This window comes from Nocardia sp. NPDC004718 (assembly GCF_053601535.1).
Genome location: NZ_JBSGCA010000004.1, coordinates 105,199 through 129,724, shown reverse-complemented (window position 1 = coordinate 129,724; position 24,526 = coordinate 105,199). Strand labels below are relative to the sequence as shown.

Here is a 24,526-nt window from a genome sequence, read left to right as displayed (position 1 = left end):
CGAGCGCTAGGACATCGGCCCATTCCACGAAAATTCGGTCGACCAGGTGAGTCCTGCCGTGTGGTCGGTAAGGGTCAGCTGGAAGTCCCAGGGCGTGTCTGCGATGTCGTCCGGGATCGGGGCCTGGAAGGTTCTGATCGTTCGTGTCGCCGAGGTCGATTCGCCGGCCACCACCTCCGAGGTTCCGAAGTTGGCGCGCAGGACGGCATCGACCTCGTAGTCCCAGATGGATGGTGCGCGTTCGTCGAGCGCGGTTGCGGTGTAGAGGAACTCGATACCGTTGGGATCGAGCGTGATCGGTCCGATCCAGGCCTCGATCGGACCATCCTCGTCGGTGACGAAAGCTGGATTCGTCAGCATGGCCAATCGGCCCCGTGGATCGCCCAGCGGCGCTGAGTAGACGATGTCGTTCGGCCGAGACAGTCGCCTCACCCAGGGGCCGTCGGTGGTGACGTCGTCGATGGTCAGCTCGATATCGACCGGTGTCGTATCCGGGCCGAGGTCGGGCAATGTGAAGGTCGTGCCGGCGTGGGTGTCGGACGAACTGCTTCCCCAGCCCACGTCGGTGGCCACACCGTTGGCCAGTGCCGACACCCCGACCTGGTAACTCCGCAACGACGGCGCGGCATCGCCGACCACTTCCGCCGCGAGGGACAGCCGCAACCCGGTGGGCGTACGCAACGCTGGTCCGACCCAACTCAGAATTCCGTTGCTGCCGTCGGACACGAATTCCGGGGGCGCCCACACGGCCAGTACACGATCGGTAGTGCGCTCGCTCGGTGACATCGTCGGCTGTGCTCCTCTGGATCGCGTTGGCGGAGGCGGAACGATCTGTTCGGGCCCTGCGATCGCCCCTAGATCAACGTAACAGTGCGGCGCAGGCTGCTTCTGCTGTGCGTCGGCTTCCCCGGCAATTGCGGCGACCGGCTGACCGAACGGCGATCACCCGGTCGCGTCGCACTAGCCGCGTTATCACCCACCCTCAACATCGCCACAGGGCAGCGAGGCCACCTCTGAGGTCCCGGAAGTTGCGTGCTTACCGGCGCTGATCCAGCCCTTCGCCCGGTATCTGTTGGTGGTGTTCGTCCGGCAGCGATCGTTGTGATACTGCATGACAACCACCTGCTTCCCTTCCTCGAAAGCGGGGTTGCTCCTGCGTAACACCTGTACCCACGAGTCGCCGACCTGCGTCTCGAGCTGGACGGTGACCTTGTGCGGGTGCCAGTCATCACCGGTGCACTGGGACGTCACTCCCCATTCGATGTACCCGTTCACGGCCCTGATCACATGGAAGTTCCCGGCACACGCCCCCGACCCGGCGGCCGCTGCGGCCGGGTTCGTGATCATTCCCGCCACCGCAAACGCGCCTACGGTGAGTGTCGCCACAATAGACTTATGAATCTTCATAGTTTTCCACCCCGAGAAATATGTTGAGACGTCGCCACTTTCGGCGTCCGCTGCGCGCTGTGCACTGCGGAGAAATGTGGTGACACTGGATATGACGCATCGCAACGTCGACCGGTTCCACTGATTCGCAGACTCTTAGTGCCCGAGCCGCGCCTCCTGCCCTGCGTCGTGGGCGTCGTGTGGAGGGCCGTACGCACGTTGCCACTAGCCCGTCCAACACGCAGGCGGATCAGAGCTCGTTCTGCGAGTGGTTCTCCCCTTCGATGCGCTGGCGTATTGCGTCCACCGTGCGGTCCTGGGGAATGTGCGCGGGCCACAGTATGACGAGTGCCAGTACGACCAGCGGCAGACCGATAGCGACGATGAAACCCAGCGCGATCAGGGTGCCCACCCCACTACTGTGCGCAGCGCCGAACCCAGCGGGTATTCCCGCGTGCCGGTGATCAGGTCGGCCATCTCGGTGACGGCCCACCAAGGCGTATCGGGTCTCAGTACGCCGAGGTGAGGGACAACCACCGCGTCGGCCATGTGCTCCAGCGCGTACTGGACTGCGATCAGCGCCGCCAACGCGGCTTGCGCGTCTGTGTGCACGGTGTAGACGATTCTCAGCCTGTGCCGCTGCACCAGCACTTCGAACTCGGTTGGATCGTGGTCACTGTGGAGCAGAGCTACAGCCTGCCTTGGCCCCTGTTGGTCCGTCACTAGCCCTCCTGATTCCGGTTTGGTTACACCCGGTATCGAGGGGTCGATCGCCATCACCCCGATACCGGGTGTTGACGAAAAGCCTCTTAAATGTTCATGCTTCCAAGGGCTAGGTCTGGAATAGCCTTTTACCCTGGAGGCATGAGCCTTTCGACACATGCCGGACAGGCGATCGCGGCCGAGCGGAAACTCGCGGGCCTGAGCCAGCGCCAACTGGCCGACCGCGCCAACTACAGCCTGGCCATGGTCAAGGCGGTCGAGCAGGGACGCGAACCAGCAAGCCCGGCGTTTCTGGCCGCCGCCGCGCGGGTGCTGCGCGTGGAACCCGAACGGCTGACCGGCATCCCGTACCGCGACCTCATCGAGAAGGACGGGCCGCTGGAGGGGCTGGCCGAATTACGCGCCGTGCTCGCCGAGGGTGCGTACGTGCGCCCTGTCGAACCGCCCTCGCTCGCGGCACTCGCCGCAGAGATGGCCGCGGTGGACCTCGCGTATCGGAACGACAAGGGTCGGGTCGCGCTTGCACGTATGCCGGACTTGCTGCGACGACTGTATGGAGCACTGCATAACGCTGCCCACGGAGAGCGTGGAGCGGTGTTCTCGCTGTTGTGTGCCGCCTACGTGACTACTGAACGGCTATGCAGGCGATTCGGATTCATACATCTGGCACCGACCGCACTTGATCGGCTCGAATGGGCTGCGGCATCGGCGGACGATCCTCGCTACGCGGCTCAAGCCAAAATCAAACGCGCGCGAATTCTCATGTACCACGACTCCAACGACACCGGCCTTCGGTTGGTAGAGAGTGCGCTCGACGAGATCGAAGGTGACGACGAAGCATCCAATGCGGTGCGCGGCTATGGGCACCTGTGCGGCGCGATCGTGGCCGCGCGGAGTGCCCGTTCCGATATCGCCGCAGAGCACATCGATCATGCGCGGCGTCTTGCTCCGGCAATGCGCGGTGAATCCGATCTGTACGGCACCCTGTTCGGCCCTGCGAACGTCGGTATCCACTCCGTTGCCGTCGCGCTCGAAGCGGGTGACCCCGGCAAAGCAGCGCACGAAGGCTCAGCTCTTCTGCTTCCTAGCAAAATTGCACCGCCCCGAGCGGGGCACCACTGGCAGGACGTGAGCCGCGCGTGGCTGATGATCGGCAAGCCGGACCAGGCGCTCGACGCCCTGAACCGTGCCCGCCGCGTCGCTCCGCAACAGACCCGATTGCACCCGTCGGTCCGTGAAACGGTGTATGGCATCGCGGCAGCGCAGCGCAGACAGACCAACAATCTCACCGGGTTTGCCTCGTGGCTCGGCGTCCAACTGTGAGCGCCACCACGGATATCGCATCAACGCCGCTTGTGCGGTACCGAAATGGCCTCTGGCGTCTTGGGTAATGAGTAAGTCGAATTATCGCGGCGTTCCCAAGAGGTGGAGGTGCCTAGCTCGTCGGTGCCGGATTTGGTGACGTTGATGTCGACCCATCTGCACGAGATGGACAAGATCGGCAAGCCCTGTGTCTTCGTGATCGGTGCTACCGGCTGCACGCCACGGGCAGTGGGCGATCGCGACATGACGTAGCTGTAACGGCGGTGAGTTGCGGGCCACCCGGCCCGCAACCTGTCAGCGTGAGAGTCCGTGGGCGCGGGCGATTATGCGTTCCATGGCGGTGCGGGGAAGGAGGCGGCGGAGGGTGAAGAGGGCGGGGGCGTTGCTGCCTACGGCGTAGAGGGGTTGGGGGCGCGGGGCTTCGATCGCTTTGACGATCGTGGTGGCGACCTTTTCGGGGGTGATACCCTTGGACTGGTTTTCGTCCAGTTTCGCCATGAAGGTCGTGAAATCGGCGGTGTGGGGGGAGCCGTCGGTGAGGTACTTGGTGCGGCGTTCGCGCAGACCGGTGTCGATCTGGCCGGGCTCGACGGCGGTGATCCAGACGCCGAAGGGGGATTCCTCGAAGCGGGCGGCGACCGCGAAGCCACGCAGCGCCGCCTTGGTGGCGACATAGGAGGAGCGGTAGGGCATGGGGAAGCTGGCGAGCATCGACCCCACCATGACGACACGCCCGTAGCGGCGATCCCGCATGCCGGGCAGCACCGCCTTGGTCAGGGCGATCGGGCCGAGCACATTCAGTTGGAACAGTCGCTCGACGGCGTCGGTGGGCAACTCGGCCAGCGGCCCCGCCTGGCTCTCGCCCGCGTTGTTCACGAGCACGTCGACGTGGTCCAGACCGGCGGCGAAGGCCTCGATCGAAGCCGGATCGGTGAGGTCGAGCGCCCGGTACTCGACCCCCGGCAGCACGGCGTCCGAACCGATGGCGTCGGGATTGCGGCTGGTGCCGATCACCCGATACCCCCGCCCGGCCAGCGCGGCGGCCGTAGCCTTCCCGATTCCGGACGACGCACCGGTGACCACAGCGACGCGAGACATAACGCTCCTTTCGACGGCAACATGCTGACGATATCGTCAACTCTCGCTCTGTGCTACCAGAAAGTAACTTCGGTGCCGTCGATGTGCCGCGGAGCCCGACCGCACGACGAACGCGGCGTCGATGCGCCCGCCCGGTCCAATGGCGGTGGGAAACGGGAGTACAACACGTGGTGGCGGCTCGGATATTGCCCATTGAATTCTGCATGGCGGGTTCGAGCCCGGGCGTGGCGTCGGCGGGCTGTCGTGCGTGCCGCGCTCGCGTGGTTCGCGGGCCTGTGAGCTGGGCGGACGGGTGTGCGTGGCGACGTGAGATGCGCACCGGCGCAGTCGAAATCGTTCACCGGAGGGAAGTCCTTCCGGATGTCGGCGGCGGAGGGATGGGGCTAGTGTTGGCCGGCGCGGTGCGGGCCGGAGACACTGCCGCGTTACCCCCGACGCCGAGGAGATTGTGGTGGTTGTCGATACCGTCCGTGAGGAACAGGCGATCCGTCAGATGACGGAGCGGCTGGTCGAAAACTACACCGAGACTTATTCTCCGGACCATATCGAGAGCGCCGTCGGTGCGGCGCGGCAGAAATTCGAGGGCCGCCCGGTGCGGCAGTTCGTTCCGATTCTGATCGAGCGGTTGGTGCGGCGGGAATTGGAGAAGTCTCCCGAGGCGGAAGTGCAACCCACCACGGTCCCGATGGACAAGTCGCCGCAGGCCCCCACCGCCGCTCCCGGAAAACTGCCGGAGATCCGTGAGCTTTTGTCGTCCAAGAAGCGTTTCGCGCCGTACGCCGTGGGCGCTGTCGTCGTTCTGACGGTGATCGCCGTGGTTCTCGTCGTGCGGCAACCCGCTCCGGAGGCGCCCGCCGCCGCTCCCGCGCCCGCCGCGGCGCTCACGGTCGTCCACGGTGTGGTCGGCTCGGAGAAGATGCCGTTCTTCCAGGACCCCAAGGTGATCGACGCGCTGGCGCGCAACGGCGTGCGCGTCGAGGTCGAGCCCGCCGGTTCGCGGCAGATCGCCACGTCCATCGATCTCACGAAGTTCGATTTCGCCTTCCCGTCCAGCGAACAGGCCGCCGAGCGAATCCAGCGGCAGCGCAACGTGACCGCGAAGTACACGCCGTTCTCCTCGCCGATGGCCGTCGCGACGTTCGCGCCGATCGCCGAGCTGCTCACCCGGGCGGGAGCGGTGCGCCCCGGCCAGGCGCCGACGCTCGACCTGCGCCGCTACCTCGATCTGGTCCGCAACGGCACCCGCTGGGACGAACTGCCCGACAACACCGCCTACCCGGTGCGCAAGAACATCCTGATCTCCACCACCGACCCGCGCAGCTCCAACTCCGCGGCCATGTATCTGGCCGCGGCGAGCTACGTCGCGAACAACAACACGATCGTGCAGGGGCAGAACGCCGAGCAGGCCGTCCTCCCCGCGGTGTCGCGGCTTTTCGTGGGCCAGGGTTACACCGAGAACACCACCGAGGGCCCGTTCAACAACTATCTCGCCACGGGCATGGGCCCGACGCCGATGGCCTGGATCTACGAGGCGCAGTACGTCGAGGCGACCGTGCGCGGCCAGATCAAGCCCGAGATGACGCTGCTGTACCCGTCACCGACGGTGTTGTCCCGGCACACGCTGGTGCCGTTCGGTGCGACGGGTGACCGGCTCGGGCGCCTGCTGTCCACCGACCCGGAATTGCAGCGCCTGGCCGCCGAGCACGGCTTCCGCACCAACGACGGCGCCCAGTTCGCGAAGGTCGTCGCAGAACGCAACGTCCCGGTGGCCCCGGACCTGCTGGACGTCGTCGCCACGCCGACCTACGACACCCTGGAGCACCTGCTCGACGGAGTAACCAAGTCCTACAACTGAACCCGCAGCGGATCGCCGCTCGCGTTTCGGTGGAGAGGAACCGGGCACCCTTTGCGCATCAGATACCGGAACAACGGCCGGTATCGCGGCGGGAGGAACAACCAGTGACAGCGGACGACGGCCCATGGGAGATCCCTCCGATCGATGACGCCCCGGATATCGCGCGCGACTCCGCGCCGCCGCCGGGAGCGACTATGGCCGACACCAGGAACTGGCCGGGGTACGGGTTGCTGCTGGTCGCCGCGGCGGGTGCGATAACCGCGGCGGTGCTCGCCGGCTGGGGGCTCGGCAGGCTCTCGGTCGTGGCCGCGATCATCACCGTCGTCTTCCTGTTGATCGGGGTGGGCCTGATCGTGCTGGAGCAGGTGCGGGCCCGCAGGCACGCCGAAAAGCCCGCCGAACGGACCACCGTGCCGCCGGGGTACTGAGGAGCGTCAATCCCGGGGTAGGAAACCCGACTCGATGAATTCCCGGACGAAGGTGTCCACCACCGCACGGTCGATCTTCGGGCAGGCCATGCCGGTGTCCGCGAGCGCGGCGCGGGTGTGTTCGTCGGCCCAGTCGAGGTGACCGGCGAGTCCGGCGAAGTCGTGGCTCAGCAGGGCCGCGCGCACCAGCGAATCGTCGCCGAGCGCGTCGCGCCGCCGCGCTTCCCTGGCCAGGCCCGCGCGCACCGTGTCCTCCGGCATCGTCGCCACCGGCAAACCGTGCGCGCGCAGACTGGCGAGGATCTCCCCGACCGCTACCGGGGCCCGATTGACCAGGTGATAGACGGTCTCCGAGCGCGGACGAGCCGAGATCTCCACGATCGCGCTCGCCACGTAGTTCACCGGAACCAAGGAAACGGTCGCGTCGCCCACGTCGGGCGCCATGCCGAGCATCGCGGCGGCTCGCACCATGTTCCACAGCGAATCCTGCGGGCTGTTCACGCCTACGTCCGGGCAACCGCAGATGGTGCTCGGACGGTAGATGGCGACGGGCACACCACGTTCGCCCGCTTGGCGGACCAGTTCCTCGGCGGCCCATTTGGAGGCGAGGTAGCCGTTGCCGGACACCTGCCCCGCGGGTAGGCGGATGTCCTCGGTGACCACCGGCGAATCCGGCCTCGCCGCGACGGCCGCGCCCATGGTGGAGACCAGGTGGAACGGCTTGACCCGCCGCGCCGTCGCCAGCCGCAACAACTCGCGGGTGCCCTCGACGTTGGCCTGCCGCAGCCGGGCATAAGGGTCGACGTGATTGACGCGCGCGCCGTTGTGATAGATCACGTCGATGCTGTCGGCCAATCGGTCGTAGTCGGCGGGGTCGAGGCCGAGGCGTGGTGCGGTGAGGTCGCCCGCGACGACGACGATCCGCTCCGCGGCGGTGGTCCCGCAGAGCCGGTAGTGGCTCAGCGCACCGAGGATTCGGTCGATGCCTTCCTCGGCGTCGGCGGCGCGCACCACGCACCACACCCTCGCCTCGGTGCGATCCAGCAGGGCTTGCAGCAGGTGCACGCCGAGAAAACCGGTCGCGCCGGTCAACAGGATTTCCTGTGGCGGACCGGTGTGCGCGGGCTCGCATCCGCCGATGCCGATCTCCGGCTCCAGCACGGCGTCGCGTTCCGGCGTCGCCGCGGTGGGGGCGGACCCGCCCGCCAGTCGCGCCGCGAGGCCGCCGACGGTCGGGGTCGCGAGGATCGCCGACATCGGCACGTCGCGGCGGAGCCGCTCCGACAGCCGCTGGTGCAACGTGAACGCGAGCAGTGACGACCCGCCGAGTTCGAAGAAGTCGTCGGCCACCCCGATCGGGGACACGCCGAGCACGTCGGCGAAGACCTCCGCGACCGCGCGCTCCAGCGCGGTGCCGGGCTGCGCACCGGTGCGTGCGGCGAACACCGGTTGGGGTAGCGCGGCGCGGTCGAGCTTTCCGCTGGTGTTCACCGGGAACGCGTCGAGCGCCAGCACCGCCGTCGGCACCATGTAACCGGGCAGCACGCGAGCGACGGACTGACGCACGACATCCGGGTCGACCGTGGCCCCCGGCGCGGCGACGACGTAGCCGACCAGCCGGTCCCCGGCATCGGAGCCCTTGACCGCCACCGCGGCCCGGCCCACCGCCGGGTCGGCCAGCAAAGCCGCTTCGATCTCACCGAGTTCGATGCGGTGGCCGCGGACCTTGACCTGGAAGTCCGTGCGGCCCAGATAGTCCAGGGTGCCGATGCGGTTCCAGCGCACCAGGTCACCGGTCCGGTACATCCGTTCGCCCGGGTGCAGCGGATCGGCGACGAACCGGGCCGCGGTCAGACCCGGCGCGCCATGGTAACCGCGGGCCAGTTGAACGCCACCGAGGTAGAGTTCGCCCGCCACTCCCACCGGAACCGGCCGCAACCGGTCGTCCAGCACGTGGCAGCGCGAATTCCATTCCGGCACACCGATGGATACGCCTGCCGCGGTGCGATCGGCGGCCGAGACCGCGTGTCGCGTGATACTCACCGCGGCCTCGGTAGGTCCGTACAGGTTGTGCAACTCGGCCTTGGTCACGTTCGCGAAGGCACGCGCGGTTTCCGGCGGCAGCGCCTCCCCGATGACGAAAACAGCTCGTAGCGAGGACAGTTCGTCCGCCGTTGCCTGCTGGGCGAATATGGTGAGCATCGCGGGAACGAAATCGGTGAGCGTCACCCGGTGCTCGGCGATCAGCCGGGACAGCGCCGCCGGGTCGCGATGCTCGTCCGGTCCGGCCAGCACCATCCGCGCGCCCGCGCGCAGCGGCAGGAAGTAGCCCCACAGGGACACGTCGAAGGTCGCGGGAGTCTTGTGCAGATAGACGTCGGTGGCGTCGACACCGTATTCCGCCTGCATCCAGGCGAGCTGGTGCACGATCGCCCGATGGCTGATCGCCACGCCCTTGGGGCGGCCGGTCGACCCGGAGGTGTAGATGAGATAGGCGGGGTGGTCGGCGTGCCACGGTGTCCGGCGCTCGGCGTCGAGTACGGGTTCCGCGCCGAAGCGGTCGAGGTCCAGGGTGTCGACGTCATAAGCCTCGGCCGCGGTGAAACCGTCCGCCGCGGTGGTCAGCACGCACCGTGGCGCCGCCGATTCGAGCACATACCGGATGCGTTCGGCCGGGTGTCCCGGGTCGATCGGCACCCAGGCCGCGCCCGCCGCCACGATCGCGTGCAACGCGACGACCTGCTGGATCGACCGCCGCATCGCCACCGCCACGACGGTCTCCGCACCCACGCCTCGTTCGATCAGCCAGCGAGCCAGCCGCGCGGATCGTTCGAGCAGTCGCGCGTAAGTGAGCGTCTCGGATCCGCAGACCACCGCGATCGCGTCCGGCGTCGCCGCGGCCTGCCGCGCCGTCGCGGCGGTGAGCGGCTCGGCCCGCACGTCGTGCTCGGCTCCGGCGCCCCAGGAGCGGATGCGTTTGTGCTCGACCGGGTCCATGATGTCGATGTCGCCGACCACGGCGTCGGGCTCGGCCGCGACCCGCAACAGGGTGCGGATGTAGCCGTCGAGGAAGCGCTGCACCGTGTGCTCGTCGAACAGGTCTGTGCTGTAACCGAATCGGATGATGATCTCGCCGGGCTCGCCGTCGTCGTCGCGGATGTCGACCACACCGATGTGCAGATCGGTTTTCGCCGTGTCGGCGTCCACGTCGAGGAACGACACGTTGGGGCCGGACAGGTCCAGTGTTGCCTGCGTGAAGTTCTGGAACGCGAAGCCCACCTGGTAGAGCGGGTGGCGTCCGGGTGATCGGGTCGGATCGACGGCGTCGACCACGTGCTCGAACGGCACCTCGGAGTGCGCGAAGTTGACCAGATCCCGTTCCCTGGTGCGGCGCAGCAGAGCGGTGAAACTCTCCGCGGGCTCGATCCTGGTCCGGGAGACGGTGGTGTTGACGAACATGCCGACGACATCCGCGAGCGCGGGCTCGGCCCGGTTGGTCATCGGCACGCCGATCGCGATGTCGTAGCTTCCGGACAGGCGGGCCAGCAGCACGGCGAGCGCCGAGCGCATCACCATGAACAGCGTCGATCGGTGGGCGCGCGCGACGGCGAGCAGGTCGCGGTGCAAGGTCGCCGGCACCGTCCGCTGAGTGGCCGAGCCACGCAGTGTGGCCACCGGCGGGCGCGGCCGGTCGGCGGGCAGATCGAGTTCGTCGGGCAGACCGGCCAGCTCGCCGGTCCAGTACGCCAGTTGCCGCGACAGCGGTGACTCGGGGTCGTCGCGGGAACCGAGCAGATCCTGCTGCCACAGGGCGTAGTCGGCGTACTGCACATCCGGTGGCAGCCAGGCCGGGGCGGCCCCCGCGCTGCGGGCGGCGTAGGCCAAAGCCACGTCGCGGGCCAGCGGCGCCAGTGAGGATCCGTCGGCGCAGATGTGGTGGAGGGCGCAGACCAGGACGTACTCGGTGGGGGTGCGCAGCAGCCGGACGCGCAGCGGCACCTGGGCCGACACGTCGAACCCGTGCCGCAGGATCGCGCGGACCCGGTCGGGTACCGCGTCGTCGGACAGTTCCTCCACCGCGAAATCGTCGACCACCTGCTCGGTGCCGAGGATGAGTTGCCGCGGTCCGGTCGCATCGGCGGGATATCTCGTACGCAGCGACTCGTGCCGCTCGACCGTGTCGGCGAATGCCGCGCGTAAGGCGGGAATATCCAGCTCCGACAGCCGCAGCGCGAAGCCGATGTTGTCCACCGAGGACGTCGTGTCGAACTGGTTGCGCAGCCAGAACCGCAGCTGGGCCGGCGACAGCGGGATGCGCTCCGGCCTGGTCCGTGCGCGCAACACCGGGCGCGCAGTGTCGAATTGCTGCGAGCGGATCGCCTTGGACAAGGTGGCGACCGTCGGATGGTCGAACACCAGCCGGGGTGGGATGCGCAGCCGCCATGTTTCGCTCAGGCGCGCGGCGACCTGCGTCGCCAGCAGCGAGTTGCCGCCCGCCGCGAAGAAATCGGCGTCGGCACTGAACCGTTCCCGGCCCAGCACGCGTGCGAAGACCTCGGCGACCGTCTCCTCGCCGAGGTCGACGGCGGGCCGGTAGTCCGGCTCGTCCAGGGCGCGCACGCGCAGCGCGGGCCGATCGGCCTTGCCCGTCGGGGTGCGCGGGATCCGATCCACGACCGTGATCGTGTTGGGCACCATGTACTTCGGCAGCAGCGCGGCCAGCGCGTCGGCCAGCGTGGCGGGGTCAGGGGCATGGCCCGGTTCGGGTTGGACGAAGGCGGCCAGCGTGGTCTCACCCGCGGCGGTCTTGCGGTCGACGGTCACGGCCAGCCGGACGCCGGGCTGTGTCGACAGGATGGCGTCGATCTCGCCGAGTTCGATCCGGAAACCCCTGACCTTGACCTGGTCGTCGGCCCGGCCGAAATAGTCCAGATGGCCCGAGGTGGTGCGCCGGACGAGGTCGCCGGTGCGGTACATCCGCGAGCCGGGCGGTCCGAACGGATCGGCGAGGAACCGCTGTCCGGTCAGATCCGGGCGTCCGTGGTACCCCCGCGCCACCCCGGGCCCGGACACGTACAGCTCGCCGACGACGCCGACGCCGACCGGGCGCAACCGGTGATCGAGTACCTGGCAGCGCATACCTGGCACAGCCGACCCGATGGTGACCGGTGCGTCCGGTGACAGCGGCGGGCTCAGCGTCGCCACGATGGTGGATTCCGTCGGGCCGTAGGCGTTGTGGAACAGGCGGCCGTCGCCTGCCCAGTGCCGGGGCAACATCGGCGGGCACGGCTCGCCGCCGACCATGACCGAACGCAGGGCGGGCAGTCCGGTCGGCTCGATCGTGGCCAGCGCGGACGGAGTGAGGAAGGCGTGGGTGATCGCCTGCCGTGCGAGCAGTTCCACCAGCGCGGTGCCGCCGTACAGGGTCGGTGGGGCGATCACCAGCGTGGCGGCGGAGCAGATCGCGAGCAGCAACTCCAGCACCGAGGCGTCGAAGCTCGGTGACGCGAAGTGCAGCACCCGCGCGTCTTTGTCCAGCGCGTGGCGCGCGGCCAGTTCGGCGCACAGCGGGGCGAGTCCGGCATGGGTCACGGCGACGCCTTTCGGGCGTCCGGTCGATCCCGATGTGTAGATCACGTAGGCCGCGTGGGTGGCGCGAAGGCGGACGGGGCGTTCGAAATACGCGATAGGGCTCGCGGGATTCGCCGCCACCTGTGCGATCACTTCGGCATCGTCCAGCGCGAGCCAGCGCACCTCGGTGGGTAGTGTCGCCGCGTGGGCGGCCTGGGTCAGGCCCAGCGCGGCACCGCTATCGATGACCTGGAACTTGATGCGGGACAAGGGAAGCGCCGGATCCACAGGGACGAACGCCGCACCGGACTTCGCGATCGCCCACACCGCGAGCACCGAATCGAGCGAACGTGGCAGCGCCACCGCTACCGCTGTTTCGGGGCCCGCGCCCGCGGCGATCAGCGTGCGGGCCAGCCGCGAGGAGCGCGCGTCGAGGTCGCGGTAGGTGATCTCGCCGTCGTCGCAGACCACAGCGACGCCGTCGGGATTGTGCTCCGCGGCGGCGGCCAGCAGCGCGGCGAACGTCGGCGTCGCCGATTCGGCGGATCTGCGGCGGCGGCCTTTCCGGGCGGGTGGACGAGTATCCCGGATACCGCTGGTCATGTAATCGTCCCGTTCCGCGTGGCAGTAAACGGCCAGATGCTACAGCCGCACGGCGGGATTCCTCAACGATGAGAAGTCGACACCGCTCCGGTCGAACGGCGGCGTGTGCCGCGATGCCGTCGCACGCGCGTGAGCCCGGCCGGTACGGTTCAGCGGGTGCCGTGCCCCTGACAGGCGGTCAGCGCGGGGTTCTTCGTGGCGTTGAACCGGTCGATCGCCGCGTTCGAAGTGTCGGTGTCGGGCGGCGGGCCAGCGTGTCGGCCAAGGCGTTGGTGTCGTCGCGGTAGGCGCGGGCAATCCGAAGGTACGTCGCCGGGGCCCGCCCCGCCGGGCCCGCGCCGATAACGATGGCCAACCGATATCGGCGCGGGGGGAGCGGTTCAGCTCTGGCCGAGCATGACTCGCATCTGCGCTATTTCGGCCTGTTGGGCGGCGATGATCCGCTGAGCGAGCGCCTTCGCGTCGGCGTTCTCACCCTCGGCCAGCTCGGTCTGGGCCATGGCGATCGCGCCCGCGTGATGCTCGATCATCATGGTCAGCCATTGACGGTCGAAGTCCGGACCCGATGCCGCGTCCAGCGCCGCCATCTGTTCGGCGGACATCATGCCGGGCATTTCGTGGCCGCCGTGCTCATCGCTCGGGGTGGGCGCCGGTTTGCCGAAGCTCTGCAAGAGGGTGGTGATCTGCTGCATCTCCGGCGCTTGTGCTTGCTCCACCTGCGTGGCGAGCGCGCGCAACTGCTGGTTGTCGGTGTGCGTCGGCACCAGCCGCGCCATCTCGACGGCTTGGGCGTGATGCGGATACATCATCTGGAGGAACATCACGTCCGCGTCGTTGTGCGCCGCTCGGGCGGGTGCGGTCGTGACGGCCGCCGTGGTGGTCGAGGTGCCGTGCTCGGTGGTGTGCCCGGTGTCGGCGTCGCCGCATCCGGCGAGGCTCACCGCGGCCGCCGCGGCGAGAGCGAGGGCCGATCGGGTGCGAGTGATGAACATGGGGTCGCTCCTTGCGAAGTGCGAAGTCTGAGGACGGAGTGGACTGCGCCGCCACCGTGGTTCGGACACACGGCGGCGACGGAGCTGTCAGATCCGCAGAATCGCCAGTTCGGCCAAGGTGAGCACGGTCCACGGCGGCGGTCGTGCACGCCGCGGCCGCCAGTGCCGCGGTCGTGCCGCACCGCCGCCGGGGCGATCGAACGCCAATCGGCGGAGCAGCACCAACGCGGCCAACGCGATGGAGGCGGCCGAGATGAACACGCAGCCGTGCAGTGCGCTGTGCTCGCCGTCGCACCCGCCGCCCGCACAGTGGGACATCTTCGCCGCGACGGCCGCGTGCCATGACGCGCCTGAGGTCGCCTCGACGGCTAGAGGCGCAGACGAGTCGCGGTGACCCCTGTCCTGCGGCGGAAGTCGATCGTGGCCGGTCGGAGCGCTGTCCGAGGTTGGCGGTGTCGCCTGTCGATGAGGAAACCCGGGCGCGGCGGCAGCTCGTTCGAGTGCGTCGGCTACCGCGTCGGAGGCGGGCGCGAGGGTGTGCACGCCGGCCGCGTGGGCGTGGCCGGAGAACCCGAAGACCGCCGAATGCATCGCGACGACCCCGGCGGCCAACGCCAGCACCCCTAGGAGCTGGGCGAGCCCGGCGGCGGGAAGTGCGCGGCGGTCGACCACGAGTACCGAGTCTAGCCCCCGCTCTCGATATACCCGTTGGCGGTACCGGTATCTAGGAGCTTGCGACGTCGACGACCAACCGGGTCGGGTTGGACAGCGTGGTGACGGTGAAGGAGGGCCGGTCGGCCCGCACGCCGATGAACGACTGCGTCACGCCCTCGAACACCGTCGTCCGGTAGACGCCCGTGATGCCGGAGACCGCCGCGTCGACGGCCGGGTCCGGTCCCTCGTACGGTGTCACGCCGCTGTCGAACGGGTAAGCCGAGCCCAGGATTCGTACTTCCAGAATCGACCGGCCCGCCACGTCCACCGGATTGCCACTGGCGTCCTGCACCGCCCGGTCGGTGTACCGGACGATCCAACCGGGCGTGCCCGCCCCGCCGAGTTCGTAGACCACGCGATCGAAACCGGGCTGACTTCCCAGCCGCACATCGGTCACCGTGAGCGCGGCGTCGCCGGAAGGCTTGCCCTGCTTCGGTGCGGTGTCGCCGGGGGCCGGGGCCTGCGCTACCTCGACCGACGTAGCGGTGTTCGACGCGGCCGGTAGGCCCGGTGCCGTCTCGCCGTCCCCGCAGCCCGCGAGCAGTGCCGTCGCGACCGCGACCATGAGCACCATCCTGTTGCGCATGGCCCGATGCTACTCAGCGAAAGGCCTCGGATGGCGTAACCGGGGAGCGTTGCGGGGCATTCGCCACCGGTCCGCCGCAAGCCACACGGGGGTGCGAACACTCGTGTACCTCGAATGGTCGGCCTGCCGAGCCCGATTAATTGCTATTTGATTGCCATGGTTTATGTCCTGTGTGCGAGAGTCCTGCCCTCGCCGGTGGTGTGGGCGCCGGAGCCGGATCGGCCCTCCGTCGAGCCCGAGAGGATCGGCGGTTGATCGAACGCCGTATTCATCGATGCGTCCGCCAAACCGCCTGTCCTGACCGGATTCAGCGTGCGGATCGCCATGCCGGGAATCCGGCGGGATCGATAGGGCGGGGTGGGCGCGACCAGGCGGCAACGATCTAGCACACTTGAGGCGTGGGAAATGTCGAGGACGTACTTGGCCGGTTGCGGCGGTATCCCGACGTGGAGGCGCTGAACCTCTACGCCGTCGACGCCGCCGATCGGCTGATTCTCGACGTCGCGGCCGACGCCCTCGCGACTGCGGATAGCGGGAAAGTAGCCATCGTCGGTGACGCCTATGGTGCACTGACCCTCGGCGCTATCGCGGGACACGATCTGCGCGACGTCCGGGTACATCAGGACTTGCTCACCGGCGAACTCGCCCTCGCGAACAACGCCCGCGCGGCGGGCTTGTCGGATCGCTACACCGCGCACCCGCTCGGTCCCGAGTTGCTGCGTGATGCCCAGGTGGTCCTGCTTCGCCTGCCCCGGATGCTGGCCGGTCTGGCCGAGGTCGCCGACGCGATCGCGCGCTACGCGGATCCGGCGGTCGAGGTGTTCGCGGGCGGGCGGGACAAGTATCTGACCAAGTCGATGAACGACGTTCTGGCGCAGTCGTTCTCCGAGGTGCGCGCCAGCCGCGGCAGGCAGAAGTCGCGGACCCTGCTGGTGGCCGGACCCAAACCCGTCGCCGGTCGGCCGTTCCCGGTGCGCGACCGGCTGGACGAACTCGGTCTCGACGTGGTCGCGCACGGCGCGGCATTCTCCGGGGCCCGCCTGGACATCGGCACCAGGTTCCTGCTCGAGCACCTGAGACTGATGAAGCCGGACGCGCGCGACGCCATCGATCTCGGCTGCGGCACCGGCATCCTTGCCGTCGCCCTGGCCACGGCGCGGCCGGGCATCAAGGTGATCGCCACCGACCAATCCGCCGCCGCGGTCGCCTCGGCGCGGGCCACCACCGAGGCGAACGGGGTCGCCGACCGAGTGTGCGTTGTGCGCGACGACGCCATGTCTTCGGCGGCGGACAACAGCGCCGATCTGGTGCTGTGTAATCCGCCGTTCCATATCGGCGCGGCCGTGCACACCGGATCGGCCATCAAGATGTTCGCCGAGACCGGGCGGGTGTTGCGCCCGGGTGGAGAGCTGTGGACGGTGTTCAACTCGCATTTGAACTATCGGGCCGTGGTGGAACGGATGGTCGGCCGGACCGAAGTGATGGGCCGCAACCGGAAATTCACCGTGACTCGGTCGGTGCGTGGTCTGCACGACCCGCGACAGCGGTAGAGTCCGAATTGTCCGGCTCTGTGCGACTCCCCGGGAACTCGCGACGGATGACAAACGTTGGACAGGGCAGTTGGATATCGAGTGAACCAACTCGATGAACAGCGGCAACGACTCCAGAAAGGGACGCCGTTCACATGCGTACCACGAGCAATCCGGTTTTCAGGAACCTGCCAAGGCAGGAGGGCGGTGGATACGCCAGCTTCGGTTCCGGCGTGAGCTCCGCCGGCCAGTTCGGCAACCAGTACGGCCAATACCCGCAGCAGCACGGCCAGTACCAGCAGGCTCCCCCCACCACGCGCTCGATGACCATCGACGACGTGGTGACGAAGACGGGCATCACCCTCGCGGTGCTCGCGCTGTCCGCGATCGTCTCCTACGGCCTCACCAACGCCAACACCTCGCTCGCGCCGCTGTTCGTGATCGGCGGCGGCCTGGTCGGCCTGGTGCTCGTGCTGATCGCGACCTTCGCGAACAAGATGGACAACCCGGCGATCGTGTTGTCCTACGCCGTCGCGGAGGGCCTTTTCCTCGGCGCCCTGTCGTTCATGTTCACCAATATCGAGTTCGGCGGGGTCGGCGGTAGCGCGCTGATCGGTCAGGCGGTGCTGGGCACCTTCGGTGTCTTCGCCGGCATGCTCGTGGTCTACAAGACCGGCGCCATCCGCGTGACGCCGCGATTCACCAGGATCATCGTCGGCGCCATGATCGGCATCCTGGTCCTGATGCTGGGCAACCTCGTCGCCAGCTTCTTCATCGATGGCGGCCTCGGCCTGCGCGACGGCGGTCCGCTGGCGATCGTGTTCAGCCTGGTGGTCATCGCCATCGCCGCGTTCAGCTTCCTGCTCGACTTCGACGCCGCCGATCAGCTGATCCGCGCGCAGGCTCCGGAGCGGGCGGCCTGGGGCGTCGCACTCGGCCTCACCGTCACCCTGGTGTGGCTGTACGTGGAGATCCTGCGGCTGCTGAGCTACTTCCAGAACGACTAGCCATACGACGAAAGGGCGGTCGCCGGATATCCGGCGACCGCCCTTGTCGTCTGCGGGTCAGCTCAAACGCTCGATGACCATGGCCATGCCCTGGCCGCCGCCGACGCACATGGTCTCCAGACCGAACTGCTTGTCGTAGGTCTGCAGGTTGTTGAGCAGGGTGGTGGTGATCCTGGCGCCGGTCATGCCGAACGGGTGGCCCAGCGCGATCGCGCCGCCGGAGACGTTCAGCTTGTCCTCATCGATCTTCAGCTCCCGGGCCGAGCCGAGGACCTGCACCGCGAACGCCTCGTTGATCTCGACGAGGTCGATGTCATCGATGGTCTTGCCCGCCAGCGCCAGCGCGCGCTTGCACGCCTCGATCGGGCCGAGACCCATGATCTCCGGCGACAGGCCGGACACGCCGGTGGAAACGATCCGCGCCAGCGGCGTCAGACCCAGCTCCTTGGCCTTGGTGTCGCTCATGATCACCAAAGCGGCCGCGCCGTCGTTGAGCGGACAGCAGTTGCCCGCGGTGACGGTGCCGTCCGGGCGGAACACCGGCTTCAGCGCCGAGACCGCCTCGTAGGTGACCCCGGCGCGCGGGCCGTCGTCCTTGCTGATCACGGTGCCGTCCGGCAGCGTAACCGGGGTGATCTCGCGCTCGAAGAAGCCGTTCTTGATCGCTTCCTCGGCGCGGTTCTGCGACCGTACGCCCCAGCGGTCCTGGTCCTCGCGGGTGATGCCGGTGGAGGTCGCCACGTTCTCGGCGGTCTGGCCCATCGCGATGTAGACGTCCGGGATCAGGCCGTCCTCGCGCGGGTCGTGCCAGATGCCCGCGCCGCCCTCCGCGGTCTTCGCGGTGCGCTCCTGCGCTTCGGCGAACAGCGGGTTCTGCGTGTTCGGCCAGCTGTCGGCGGAACCGTTCACATAGCGCGACACGGTCTCCACACCCGCGGAGATGAACACATCGCCTTCGCCCGCCTTGATCGCGTGGAAGGCCATCCGGGTGGTCTGGAGCGACGAGGCGCAGTAGCGGTGCACCGTGGTGCCCGGCACGAAGTCGTAGCCGAGCTGCACGGCGACGACACGGGCGATGTTGAAGCCCTGCTCACCGCCAGGCGAGCCGCAGCCCAGGATCAGGTCGTCGATCTGGGCGGGGTCCAGGGCAGGCACCTTGTCGAGCGCTGCCCGCACAATCTGCGTGGTCAGATCGTCGGGCCGCAGGTCGACCAGCGAACCCTTGCGGGCCCGGCCGATCGGGGAGCGTGCGGTCGAAACGATGACGGCCTCAGGCATGAGGACTCCTTGGGTCGGACGGTTCTGGCGAACCGGAGTTGTTACTCACGGGTTCGTACCGAATCTACGTCCCGTCCCCGAGTACCGGAAGCGCCTGTCCCGCCCAGTGCCTTCAGCAGCGCCGGGAGCAATTGCGCGGCGGCCAGTTCGTAGCCGGCCGCTGACGGGTGGAAGCCGTCGGCGGCGAACAGCAGCTCCGGCGCGGCGCGGAACTCGGGGGCGAGCAGGTAACCCATGCGCACCGGTTGCCCGCCCGCGACCGTCGTCGCCACGTGCTGCGCCTTGGCCAGCCGCACGCTCCAGTTCTGCACGACGGTGCGCAGCGGCTGGGGAATGGCCGCAACCGTGCCGAGATTCGGGCAGGTGCCGACCACCACCACCGCGTCGGCGCGGCGCAACCGGGCGACCGCGGCGGCGAGCCTGCGCGCGGAGGCGCGGATCGAGTGCTTCTTGGTGACGTCGTTGGCGCCGACGAGGATGACCGCGGCATCCGGCGGCGGCCCCGCGACGAACATCGCGTCCACCTGCCCGGCCAGGCCCTTGGATGTGGCGCCGGAGATCGCCTTGGTGCTCAGGCGGATCCGCTGCCCGGTCGCCTCGGCGAGTCCTCGGGCCAGGCGCACGCCCGGCACCTCCTCGGCCACCGCGCAACCGAGGCCCGCCGCGGTGGAGTCGCCGAAGATCATCAGATGGAGGTCGGCGTGCTTGCCCGCACGCCACGGCTCGGGCTCCGCGCAGCCCGCGGTGTAGATGCCGTCGGCTTCCGGCGGCTTCGAGGTGTCCCGTCCGATCACTCCGCGCGCGACGCCCGCCTGCGCCATGAGCAGACGGTAGGTCGCCCACCACGCGGTCCCCGCGCCGGAACCGGCGAGCGCGGCCGCGGCCCCGGTCAGCGCGGCCGCGCGCCAGCGAAACCGAGGTGCGCTCACGCTGCTACCGAGCACGGGCATCGGTCAGCCCGGGACCACGAACGTGCCGCGGGCCGGGATGCTCGCCGCATCGGTGGAGATGGTGACCTCGACCAGGCCGGGGCCGGTGTCCTGGAACAGCGCGTATTGGATGCTGCCGTAGATGCCGGTGACCACGATGTTGTCGTAGCTGCCCGTCGCGCCGGTGGTGACGTTGCGCCACGCCACGGTGGTGCGGACCTCGCACAGCGGCGCCAGCGGGTAGGCGCCCGGCCCGATGCCGCTCACGGGCAGCGCGCGCACGTTGAGGATGGCGCGTCCGGGCCATTCCGGACCGGTGTCGGCCCAGGTGCGGATGCTGGTCCAGCACAGACCGCCGTGCGCGAGCGTCGGCACCTGCGGGAATTCGACGGTGGCCGCCTCCGCTCGAGCGCCGGATCCGGCCACCAGGGCCACTGCCGATCCGGCCAGAAGCATTGCGGCGCGGGCGATGTTCGGCTGCCTCATGGCAGCGATCCTAAGGCCGCAGGCGCCGGTTCGCCGGTAGTCCGCGGCCGCTGCACACGGCGTGCGCGAACTCACAGTTAGTGCGTCTGCAACTATGGGGTCCATGCGCATCGCGGATCATGTCGTGGATCTCATCGGCAACACGCCGCTGGTCCGGTTGAACTCGGTCGTGGGACCGAACGCGGGGCTGGTCGCGGCCAAGATCGAATACTTGAACCCGGGCGGCAGCTCCAAGGACCGGATCGCGGTGAAGATGATCGACGCCGCCGAGCGGTCCGGGAAGCTGCGGCCCGGGGGCACCATCGTCGAGCCGACGTCCGGCAACACCGGCGTCGGTCTTGCCCTGGTCGCGCAGCAGCGCGGCTACAAGTGCGTGTTCGTCTGCCCGGACAAGGTCAGCGAGGACAAGCGCAACGTGCTGCGGGCCTACGGCGCCGACGTCGTGGTCTGCCCGACCGCCGTGCCGCCGGACCACCCGAACAGCTACTACAGCGTCTCCGACCGCCTGGTTCGTGAGATCGACGGCGCGTGGAAGCCCGACCAGTACTCCAACCCGGGCGGCCCGGAAAGCCACTACGAGACGACCGGCCCGGAGATCTGGCGCGACACCGACGGCAAGGTCACCCACTTCGTGGCGGGTGTCGGCACCGGCGGCACCATCACCGGCACCGGCCGCTACCTCAAGGAGGTCTCCGGCGGGAAGGTGCGGATCATCGGCGCCGACCCGGAGGGATCGGTGTACTCGGGCGGCACCGGGCGGCCGTACCTGGTAGAGGGCGTCGGCGAGGATTTCTGGCCGTCGGCCTACGACCCCGCTGTGCCGGACGAGATCATCGCGGTCTCCGACGCGGATTCCTTCGAGATGACCCGTAGGCTCGCCCGCGAGGAGGGCTTGCTGGTCGGCGGTTCCTGCGGCATGGCGGTCGTCGCGGCCGTCGAGGTGGCGCGGCGCGACCCGGACGCGGTGGTCGTGGTGCTGCTGCCCGACGGTGGACGCGGCTACCTGTCGAAGATCTTCAACGACGAGTGGATGAGTTCCTACGGGTTCCTGCGCGAACGGCTGGACGGCACGGCCGAACCGCTCGTGGGCGACGTCTTGCGCGGCAAGTCCGGCGAGCTGCCGGACCTGGTGCACACCCACCCGTCGGAGACGCTGCGCGACGCGATCGAGATCCTGCGCGAGTACGGCGTGTCCCAGATGCCCGTGGTCGGCGCCGAGCCGCCGGTCATGGCGGGCGAGGTCGCGGGCAGCGTGTCCGAACGCGACCTGCTGTCGGCGGTTTTCGAGGGCCGGGCCAACCTGACCGATTCGGTGGCCCAGCACATGAGCCCCTCGTTCCCGCTGATCGGTTCGGGCGAGCCCATCTCCGCCGCGACGAAGGCGCTCTCGGACACCGACGCGCTGATGGTCGTCGAGGACGGCAAGCCCGTCGGCGTGATCACCCGCCACGACCTGCTCGGTTTCCTCAGCACGGGCAACATCGGGAAGTAGCCGAGACCGCTGCGAGCGGCGAACCCGGAAGCCGAGTCACGCGGCTTCCGGCCGAACGCCTATGCCGGCCTCCTGCCGCGGACCGTTTCGCGGACGCCGCCGGTGATCAGGTCGGTCCATTCGTCGGCCAGCAGCGCCAGCCGGTACCAGGCTGCGTGCACCCGGGTGTCGGACACTTTCTCGGCGGTGTGCAGCAGATGGCTGGCGTGGACGTGGGCGGCGGCCATGCGGTCGACCGTGGCGCCGATGGATTCGCTGCGCAAATGGTCGGTCGCACGCCTTCGGGGCAGCCGGTCGACCACCCACGCATCGATCGTGGCCACCAGTTCGGCGCGGCGGCAATCTATTCCAGCGGCGGCCAGCGGATCGGAGTGGCGCTGCCGGTGCAGCGCTGCCAGCGTCCTGGCCCAGCCGAGCAGGGGGTGGTCTTCGCCCGACTCGCTCGGGTGCCCGCCGAAGGCGGCGACCAGTTCGCGCTGATCCGGCAGCGGCCGTACGACGCCGTGCGAGCGTCGTGGCAGATGGTCACGCACGAACATGGCCGGCTCCCAGTGCATTCGGAACGGACCGCCGTGTGCCGCGGTGGATCGACAATCTGTGCATCGTGCACCTCCCATGGTGTGGTGGCGGAGGCATCGCCCCAATGCCGGGTCCCTCTAAAGGATGCGCGCTTTCGCTGGCCTACCGGTGACACCCACATGGCACTTGAATGACAAGACGTAACAATGCGCTAGCTTCCGCCCGCACGCGCCTGTGAGGTGCGGTCTCGCGCGCCCGGTGCACCTCAGCACAGGTCGTCGCGGGTGTGCGGACGTACCCGTGCGCGAGCGAGTCAGCCGGGGAGGATCTGGTGAGTCATCGCGAAGACGGCCGCGCCCGCCCGGGTGTGGCGGCCGGTCTTGGAGCGGATTTCGGCCAGATGGTGGGTGACGGCGCGCTCGGGCAACAGCAGTTCGGCGGCGATCTCGCGGCCGCAGCGGCCGCGGGCGCTCAGCCGGAGGATGTCGGTCTCGGCCTCGGACAGGCCGTGGACAGCGGGGGTGGTGATGTCGTCCGCGGCGACACGGACGACGGCGGCACAGGCATCGCCGTCCAGTCGGCCCGCGGCGACCTCGGCCGCCAGTTGGGCAGCGGCTTCCTCGGGCCGGGCGGCGGGGCGATAGGGCCGCGCTTCGGTGCAGGCCGCGAAAACATCGGCGGCCGCGAGTAATCGAGCCCCGGGTGGAAGGTCGCGCTTGCCCCGCGGGTAACCGCTGCCGTCGAGTCGTTCGTGGTGACCCGCCGCGAGATCGGCCAGCGCCGCCAGCCCGGGGCAGCGGCGCAGGATGCGCTCGGTCCGAAGACTCTGCAGCCGCACGCGTTTCCAGTCCCAGGGTCCCAGCGGGCCGCGACGGTCCCAGACCGCGCTGGACACCGCGACCCGGCCGAGATCGTGCAGCAGGGCGGCGGCGCGCAGTGCCGTTCTTTCGTCGGCGGGCACGCCCATCCGGACGGCCGCGGCATCGGCGAGCCCGGCCACGTGCGCCGAATGCCCTAGCAGATAACGGCCTTTCAAGTCGACGATCATGGCCAGCGCCAGACCGGGCCGGTCGAGTTCGGCGGACGGAAGCGAAGACCGCGTCCCCGGTTCCGCGGCGAGGACGGCGGCCAGCAGGTCGGGAACGTCGAGCACCGCGCGGATGACATCGGCATCGCAGACGGCCACCAGGTCGGGGTCGAGATGGCCGCCGGCCCGGCGCCGCAACTCGTCGAGAACGACGCCCTGCCGTCTCGCCACGGTGCCCAGAGCGGAGCGTGTGCTGTCATGCGGGGCAGCCGGATGCGCGTCGCCGTGGCCCGAGACGGTCGCGAGTTCATCGCCGACCGCGTCGAGCGCGAGCACCGCCTGTTCGGCCACGTGCACAACGCGGCCCGCGATCGAAATGGACTCCCCGCGCAGCCGGTTCGGCGCACCCAGTCCGTCCCAGCGTTCCTCCACCTCGGTCAGGGCGCGGACCGACGCATCCGGCAGACCCAGGTGCGATCCGAGCGCCTGGACGACCTCGCTCGACGAGCGCAGCGCCTGCGTGGCGCCGGACCGCAACCGGGCGACGAACCGATTGCGCAGCGCCGATTGGGCGGCGGGCGCCCAGCCGCCGAATCGGCGCAGTTGCTCGGTGAAGACGGCGGAATCGCCCGGATCCAGCACGTGGCAGGCGCGCTGGAAGGCGATGTCGTCGGCATACGCCTGCGCGTTCTCCGAGGCGCGGCCGGTACATCCGAGATCGCCGAGCAGGGCGGCATGGAACACCGCGCGGCGATCGGCTTCCGGCAGCCCGATGCGCGCGGCCAAGTCGGTGGCGACCAGGCAGGTGGCCAGCCCCTTCTCGAACGGCATCCCGGCGGCGAGGTCGGTGGTCAGCGACAGTGCCGCGAAAATCTCGGCGGCGCGGATCGACGACATGCACCGACAGTAGTGTCCGTGCGCGGCTCACGCAGACCCGAATCCGTTCTCGGAGATCGTGATCCGCGTCGCGACCGAGTCGG

At 69.0% G+C, this 24,526-nt stretch carries 21 protein-coding genes; 7 read left to right on the top strand and 14 right to left on the bottom strand.

Annotated features, from left to right (window positions below):
• Positions 1 to 6: 6 nt before the first annotated feature.
• From ACWEH3_RS05230 to ACWEH3_RS05215, 4 genes are all read right to left on the bottom strand, one after another.
• Complete coding sequence (locus tag ACWEH3_RS05230; RefSeq protein WP_450020695.1) at positions 7 to 786, bottom strand: hypothetical protein; 780 nt, start codon at positions 784 to 786, stop codon at positions 7 to 9.
• A 186-nt stretch (positions 787 to 972) separates the two neighbouring features.
• Positions 973 to 1,407 (bottom strand): hypothetical protein, encoded by a 435-nt coding sequence (locus tag ACWEH3_RS05225; RefSeq protein ID WP_450020697.1) that lies wholly within the window; start codon positions 1,405 to 1,407, stop codon positions 973 to 975.
• 229 nt (positions 1,408 to 1,636) lie between these two features.
• A complete protein-coding gene (locus ACWEH3_RS05220) occupies positions 1,637 to 1,798 on the bottom strand; it encodes a hypothetical protein (RefSeq protein ID WP_450020699.1) in 162 nt (53 codons plus the stop codon).
• Positions 1,786 to 1,998: a hypothetical protein gene (locus ACWEH3_RS05215; protein WP_379255342.1), complete on the bottom strand. Its 213-nt coding sequence runs from the start codon at positions 1,996 to 1,998 to the stop codon at positions 1,786 to 1,788. Before ACWEH3_RS05215 ends, ACWEH3_RS05220 begins: the two co-directional genes overlap by 13 nt.
• Before the next feature lie 252 nt (positions 1,999 to 2,250).
• Between ACWEH3_RS05215 and ACWEH3_RS05210 the strand changes: the two genes are divergently transcribed.
• Positions 2,251 to 3,432 (top strand): helix-turn-helix domain-containing protein, encoded by a 1,182-nt coding sequence (locus tag ACWEH3_RS05210; protein ID WP_450020701.1) that lies wholly within the window; start codon positions 2,251 to 2,253, stop codon positions 3,430 to 3,432.
• A 108-nt stretch (positions 3,433 to 3,540) separates the two neighbouring features.
• Complete coding sequence (locus ACWEH3_RS05205; protein WP_450020703.1) at positions 3,541 to 3,684, top strand: hypothetical protein; 144 nt, start codon at positions 3,541 to 3,543, stop codon at positions 3,682 to 3,684.
• A gap of 42 nt (positions 3,685 to 3,726) precedes the next feature.
• Here the strand turns inward: ACWEH3_RS05205 and ACWEH3_RS05200 are convergent, their stop codons facing one another.
• Positions 3,727 to 4,530: an SDR family oxidoreductase gene (locus tag ACWEH3_RS05200; protein ID WP_450020705.1), complete on the bottom strand. Its 804-nt coding sequence runs from the start codon at positions 4,528 to 4,530 to the stop codon at positions 3,727 to 3,729.
• A 451-nt stretch (positions 4,531 to 4,981) separates the two neighbouring features.
• Here ACWEH3_RS05200 and ACWEH3_RS05195 point away from each other — a divergent pair, with 451 nt between their 5' ends.
• Together ACWEH3_RS05195 and ACWEH3_RS05190 are read left to right on the top strand one after the other, a co-directional pair.
• A complete protein-coding gene (locus ACWEH3_RS05195) occupies positions 4,982 to 6,385 on the top strand; it encodes a three-helix bundle dimerization domain-containing protein (RefSeq protein WP_450020707.1) in 1,404 nt (467 codons plus the stop codon).
• Positions 6,386 to 6,489: 104 nt separating this feature from the next.
• Positions 6,490 to 6,813, top strand: a complete 324-nt coding sequence (locus tag ACWEH3_RS05190; RefSeq protein ID WP_450020709.1) for a hypothetical protein — start codon at positions 6,490 to 6,492, stop codon at positions 6,811 to 6,813.
• 6 nt (positions 6,814 to 6,819) lie between these two features.
• On the opposite strand, the gene ACWEH3_RS05185 is transcribed toward ACWEH3_RS05190, so the two are convergent.
• The 4 genes from ACWEH3_RS05185 to ACWEH3_RS05170 all read right to left on the bottom strand — a co-directional run bounded on the left by ACWEH3_RS05185 (position 6,820) and on the right by ACWEH3_RS05170 (position 15,279).
• The gene (locus tag ACWEH3_RS05185; protein ID WP_450020711.1) at positions 6,820 to 12,987 is read right to left on the bottom strand and encodes an amino acid adenylation domain-containing protein; all 6,168 of its coding nucleotides are present in this window, start codon (positions 12,985 to 12,987) and stop codon (positions 6,820 to 6,822) included.
• A gap of 380 nt (positions 12,988 to 13,367) precedes the next feature.
• Complete coding sequence (locus ACWEH3_RS05180; RefSeq protein WP_450020713.1) at positions 13,368 to 13,979, bottom strand: DUF305 domain-containing protein; 612 nt, start codon at positions 13,977 to 13,979, stop codon at positions 13,368 to 13,370.
• Positions 13,980 to 14,066: 87 nt separating this feature from the next.
• On the bottom strand, positions 14,067 to 14,651 hold the full coding sequence (locus ACWEH3_RS05175; RefSeq protein WP_450020715.1) for a hypothetical protein: 585 nt from the start codon (positions 14,649 to 14,651) through the stop codon (positions 14,067 to 14,069).
• Positions 14,652 to 14,703: 52 nt separating this feature from the next.
• Positions 14,704 to 15,279, bottom strand: coding sequence for an AMIN-like domain-containing (lipo)protein (locus tag ACWEH3_RS05170; protein WP_450020717.1), 576 nt, complete (start codon positions 15,277 to 15,279; stop codon positions 14,704 to 14,706).
• Between the two features lie 398 nt (positions 15,280 to 15,677).
• Here ACWEH3_RS05170 and ACWEH3_RS05165 point away from each other — a divergent pair, with 398 nt between their 5' ends.
• Both ACWEH3_RS05165 and ACWEH3_RS05160 read left to right on the top strand, forming a co-directional pair.
• On the top strand, positions 15,678 to 16,829 hold the full coding sequence (locus tag ACWEH3_RS05165) for a class I SAM-dependent methyltransferase (protein ID WP_450020719.1): 1,152 nt from the start codon (positions 15,678 to 15,680) through the stop codon (positions 16,827 to 16,829).
• A 134-nt stretch (positions 16,830 to 16,963) separates the two neighbouring features.
• Positions 16,964 to 17,815, top strand: coding sequence for a Bax inhibitor-1/YccA family protein (locus tag ACWEH3_RS05160; RefSeq protein WP_450020721.1), 852 nt, complete (start codon positions 16,964 to 16,966; stop codon positions 17,813 to 17,815).
• A 57-nt stretch (positions 17,816 to 17,872) separates the two neighbouring features.
• On the opposite strand, the gene ACWEH3_RS05155 is transcribed toward ACWEH3_RS05160, so the two are convergent.
• From ACWEH3_RS05155 to ACWEH3_RS05145, 3 genes are read right to left on the bottom strand one after another with little or no spacing between them, the layout of a single operon-like run.
• Positions 17,873 to 19,093, bottom strand: a complete 1,221-nt coding sequence (locus ACWEH3_RS05155) for an acetyl-CoA C-acetyltransferase (RefSeq protein WP_450020723.1) — start codon at positions 19,091 to 19,093, stop codon at positions 17,873 to 17,875.
• Positions 19,094 to 19,134: 41 nt separating this feature from the next.
• Positions 19,135 to 20,043 (bottom strand): SGNH/GDSL hydrolase family protein, encoded by a 909-nt coding sequence (locus ACWEH3_RS05150; RefSeq protein WP_452358267.1) that lies wholly within the window; start codon positions 20,041 to 20,043, stop codon positions 19,135 to 19,137.
• A 3-nt stretch (positions 20,044 to 20,046) separates the two neighbouring features.
• Complete coding sequence (locus tag ACWEH3_RS05145; RefSeq protein ID WP_450020727.1) at positions 20,047 to 20,508, bottom strand: hypothetical protein; 462 nt, start codon at positions 20,506 to 20,508, stop codon at positions 20,047 to 20,049.
• A 103-nt stretch (positions 20,509 to 20,611) separates the two neighbouring features.
• Here ACWEH3_RS05145 and ACWEH3_RS05140 point away from each other — a divergent pair, with 103 nt between their 5' ends.
• The gene (locus ACWEH3_RS05140; RefSeq protein WP_195082524.1) at positions 20,612 to 22,000 is read left to right on the top strand and encodes a cystathionine beta-synthase; all 1,389 of its coding nucleotides are present in this window, start codon (positions 20,612 to 20,614) and stop codon (positions 21,998 to 22,000) included.
• Between the two features lie 59 nt (positions 22,001 to 22,059).
• On the opposite strand, the gene ACWEH3_RS05135 is transcribed toward ACWEH3_RS05140, so the two are convergent.
• Both ACWEH3_RS05135 and ACWEH3_RS05130 read right to left on the bottom strand, forming a co-directional pair.
• Complete coding sequence (locus ACWEH3_RS05135; protein WP_450020729.1) at positions 22,060 to 22,539, bottom strand: DUF4254 domain-containing protein; 480 nt, start codon at positions 22,537 to 22,539, stop codon at positions 22,060 to 22,062.
• A gap of 293 nt (positions 22,540 to 22,832) precedes the next feature.
• Positions 22,833 to 24,443 (bottom strand): HD domain-containing phosphohydrolase, encoded by a 1,611-nt coding sequence (locus tag ACWEH3_RS05130; protein WP_450020731.1) that lies wholly within the window; start codon positions 24,441 to 24,443, stop codon positions 22,833 to 22,835.
• Between the last annotated feature and the right edge of the window lie 83 nt (positions 24,444 to 24,526).

Bases quoted from the DNA above. Each gene is read 5' to 3' on its own strand.
- ACWEH3_RS05230 (WP_450020695.1), bottom strand. From the start codon at position 786: ATGTCACCGAGCGAGCGCACTACCGATCGTGTACTGGCCGTGTGGGCG.
- ACWEH3_RS05210 (WP_450020701.1), top strand. From the start codon at position 2,251: ATGAGCCTTTCGACACATGCCGGACAGGCGATCGCGGCCGAGCGGAAA.
- ACWEH3_RS05145 (WP_450020727.1), bottom strand. From the start codon at position 20,508: ATGAGGCAGCCGAACATCGCCCGCGCCGCAATGCTTCTGGCCGGATCG.
- ACWEH3_RS05130 (WP_450020731.1), bottom strand. From the start codon at position 24,443: ATGTCGTCGATCCGCGCCGCCGAGATTTTCGCGGCACTGTCGCTGACC.
- ACWEH3_RS05140 (WP_195082524.1), top strand. From the start codon at position 20,612: ATGCGCATCGCGGATCATGTCGTGGATCTCATCGGCAACACGCCGCTG.
- ACWEH3_RS05170 (WP_450020717.1), bottom strand. From the start codon at position 15,279: ATGCGCAACAGGATGGTGCTCATGGTCGCGGTCGCGACGGCACTGCTC.
- ACWEH3_RS05150 (WP_452358267.1), bottom strand. From the start codon at position 20,043: ATGCCCGTGCTCGGTAGCAGCGTGAGCGCACCTCGGTTTCGCTGGCGC.
- ACWEH3_RS05160 (WP_450020721.1), top strand. From the start codon at position 16,964: ATGCGTACCACGAGCAATCCGGTTTTCAGGAACCTGCCAAGGCAGGAG.
- ACWEH3_RS05135 (WP_450020729.1), bottom strand. From the start codon at position 22,539: ATGTTCGTGCGTGACCATCTGCCACGACGCTCGCACGGCGTCGTACGG.
- ACWEH3_RS05155 (WP_450020723.1), bottom strand. From the start codon at position 19,093: ATGCCTGAGGCCGTCATCGTTTCGACCGCACGCTCCCCGATCGGCCGG.
- ACWEH3_RS05180 (WP_450020713.1), bottom strand. From the start codon at position 13,979: ATGTTCATCACTCGCACCCGATCGGCCCTCGCTCTCGCCGCGGCGGCC.
- ACWEH3_RS05185 (WP_450020711.1), bottom strand. From the start codon at position 12,987: ATGACCAGCGGTATCCGGGATACTCGTCCACCCGCCCGGAAAGGCCGC.
- ACWEH3_RS05200 (WP_450020705.1), bottom strand. From the start codon at position 4,530: ATGTCTCGCGTCGCTGTGGTCACCGGTGCGTCGTCCGGAATCGGGAAG.
- ACWEH3_RS05225 (WP_450020697.1), bottom strand. From the start codon at position 1,407: ATGAAGATTCATAAGTCTATTGTGGCGACACTCACCGTAGGCGCGTTT.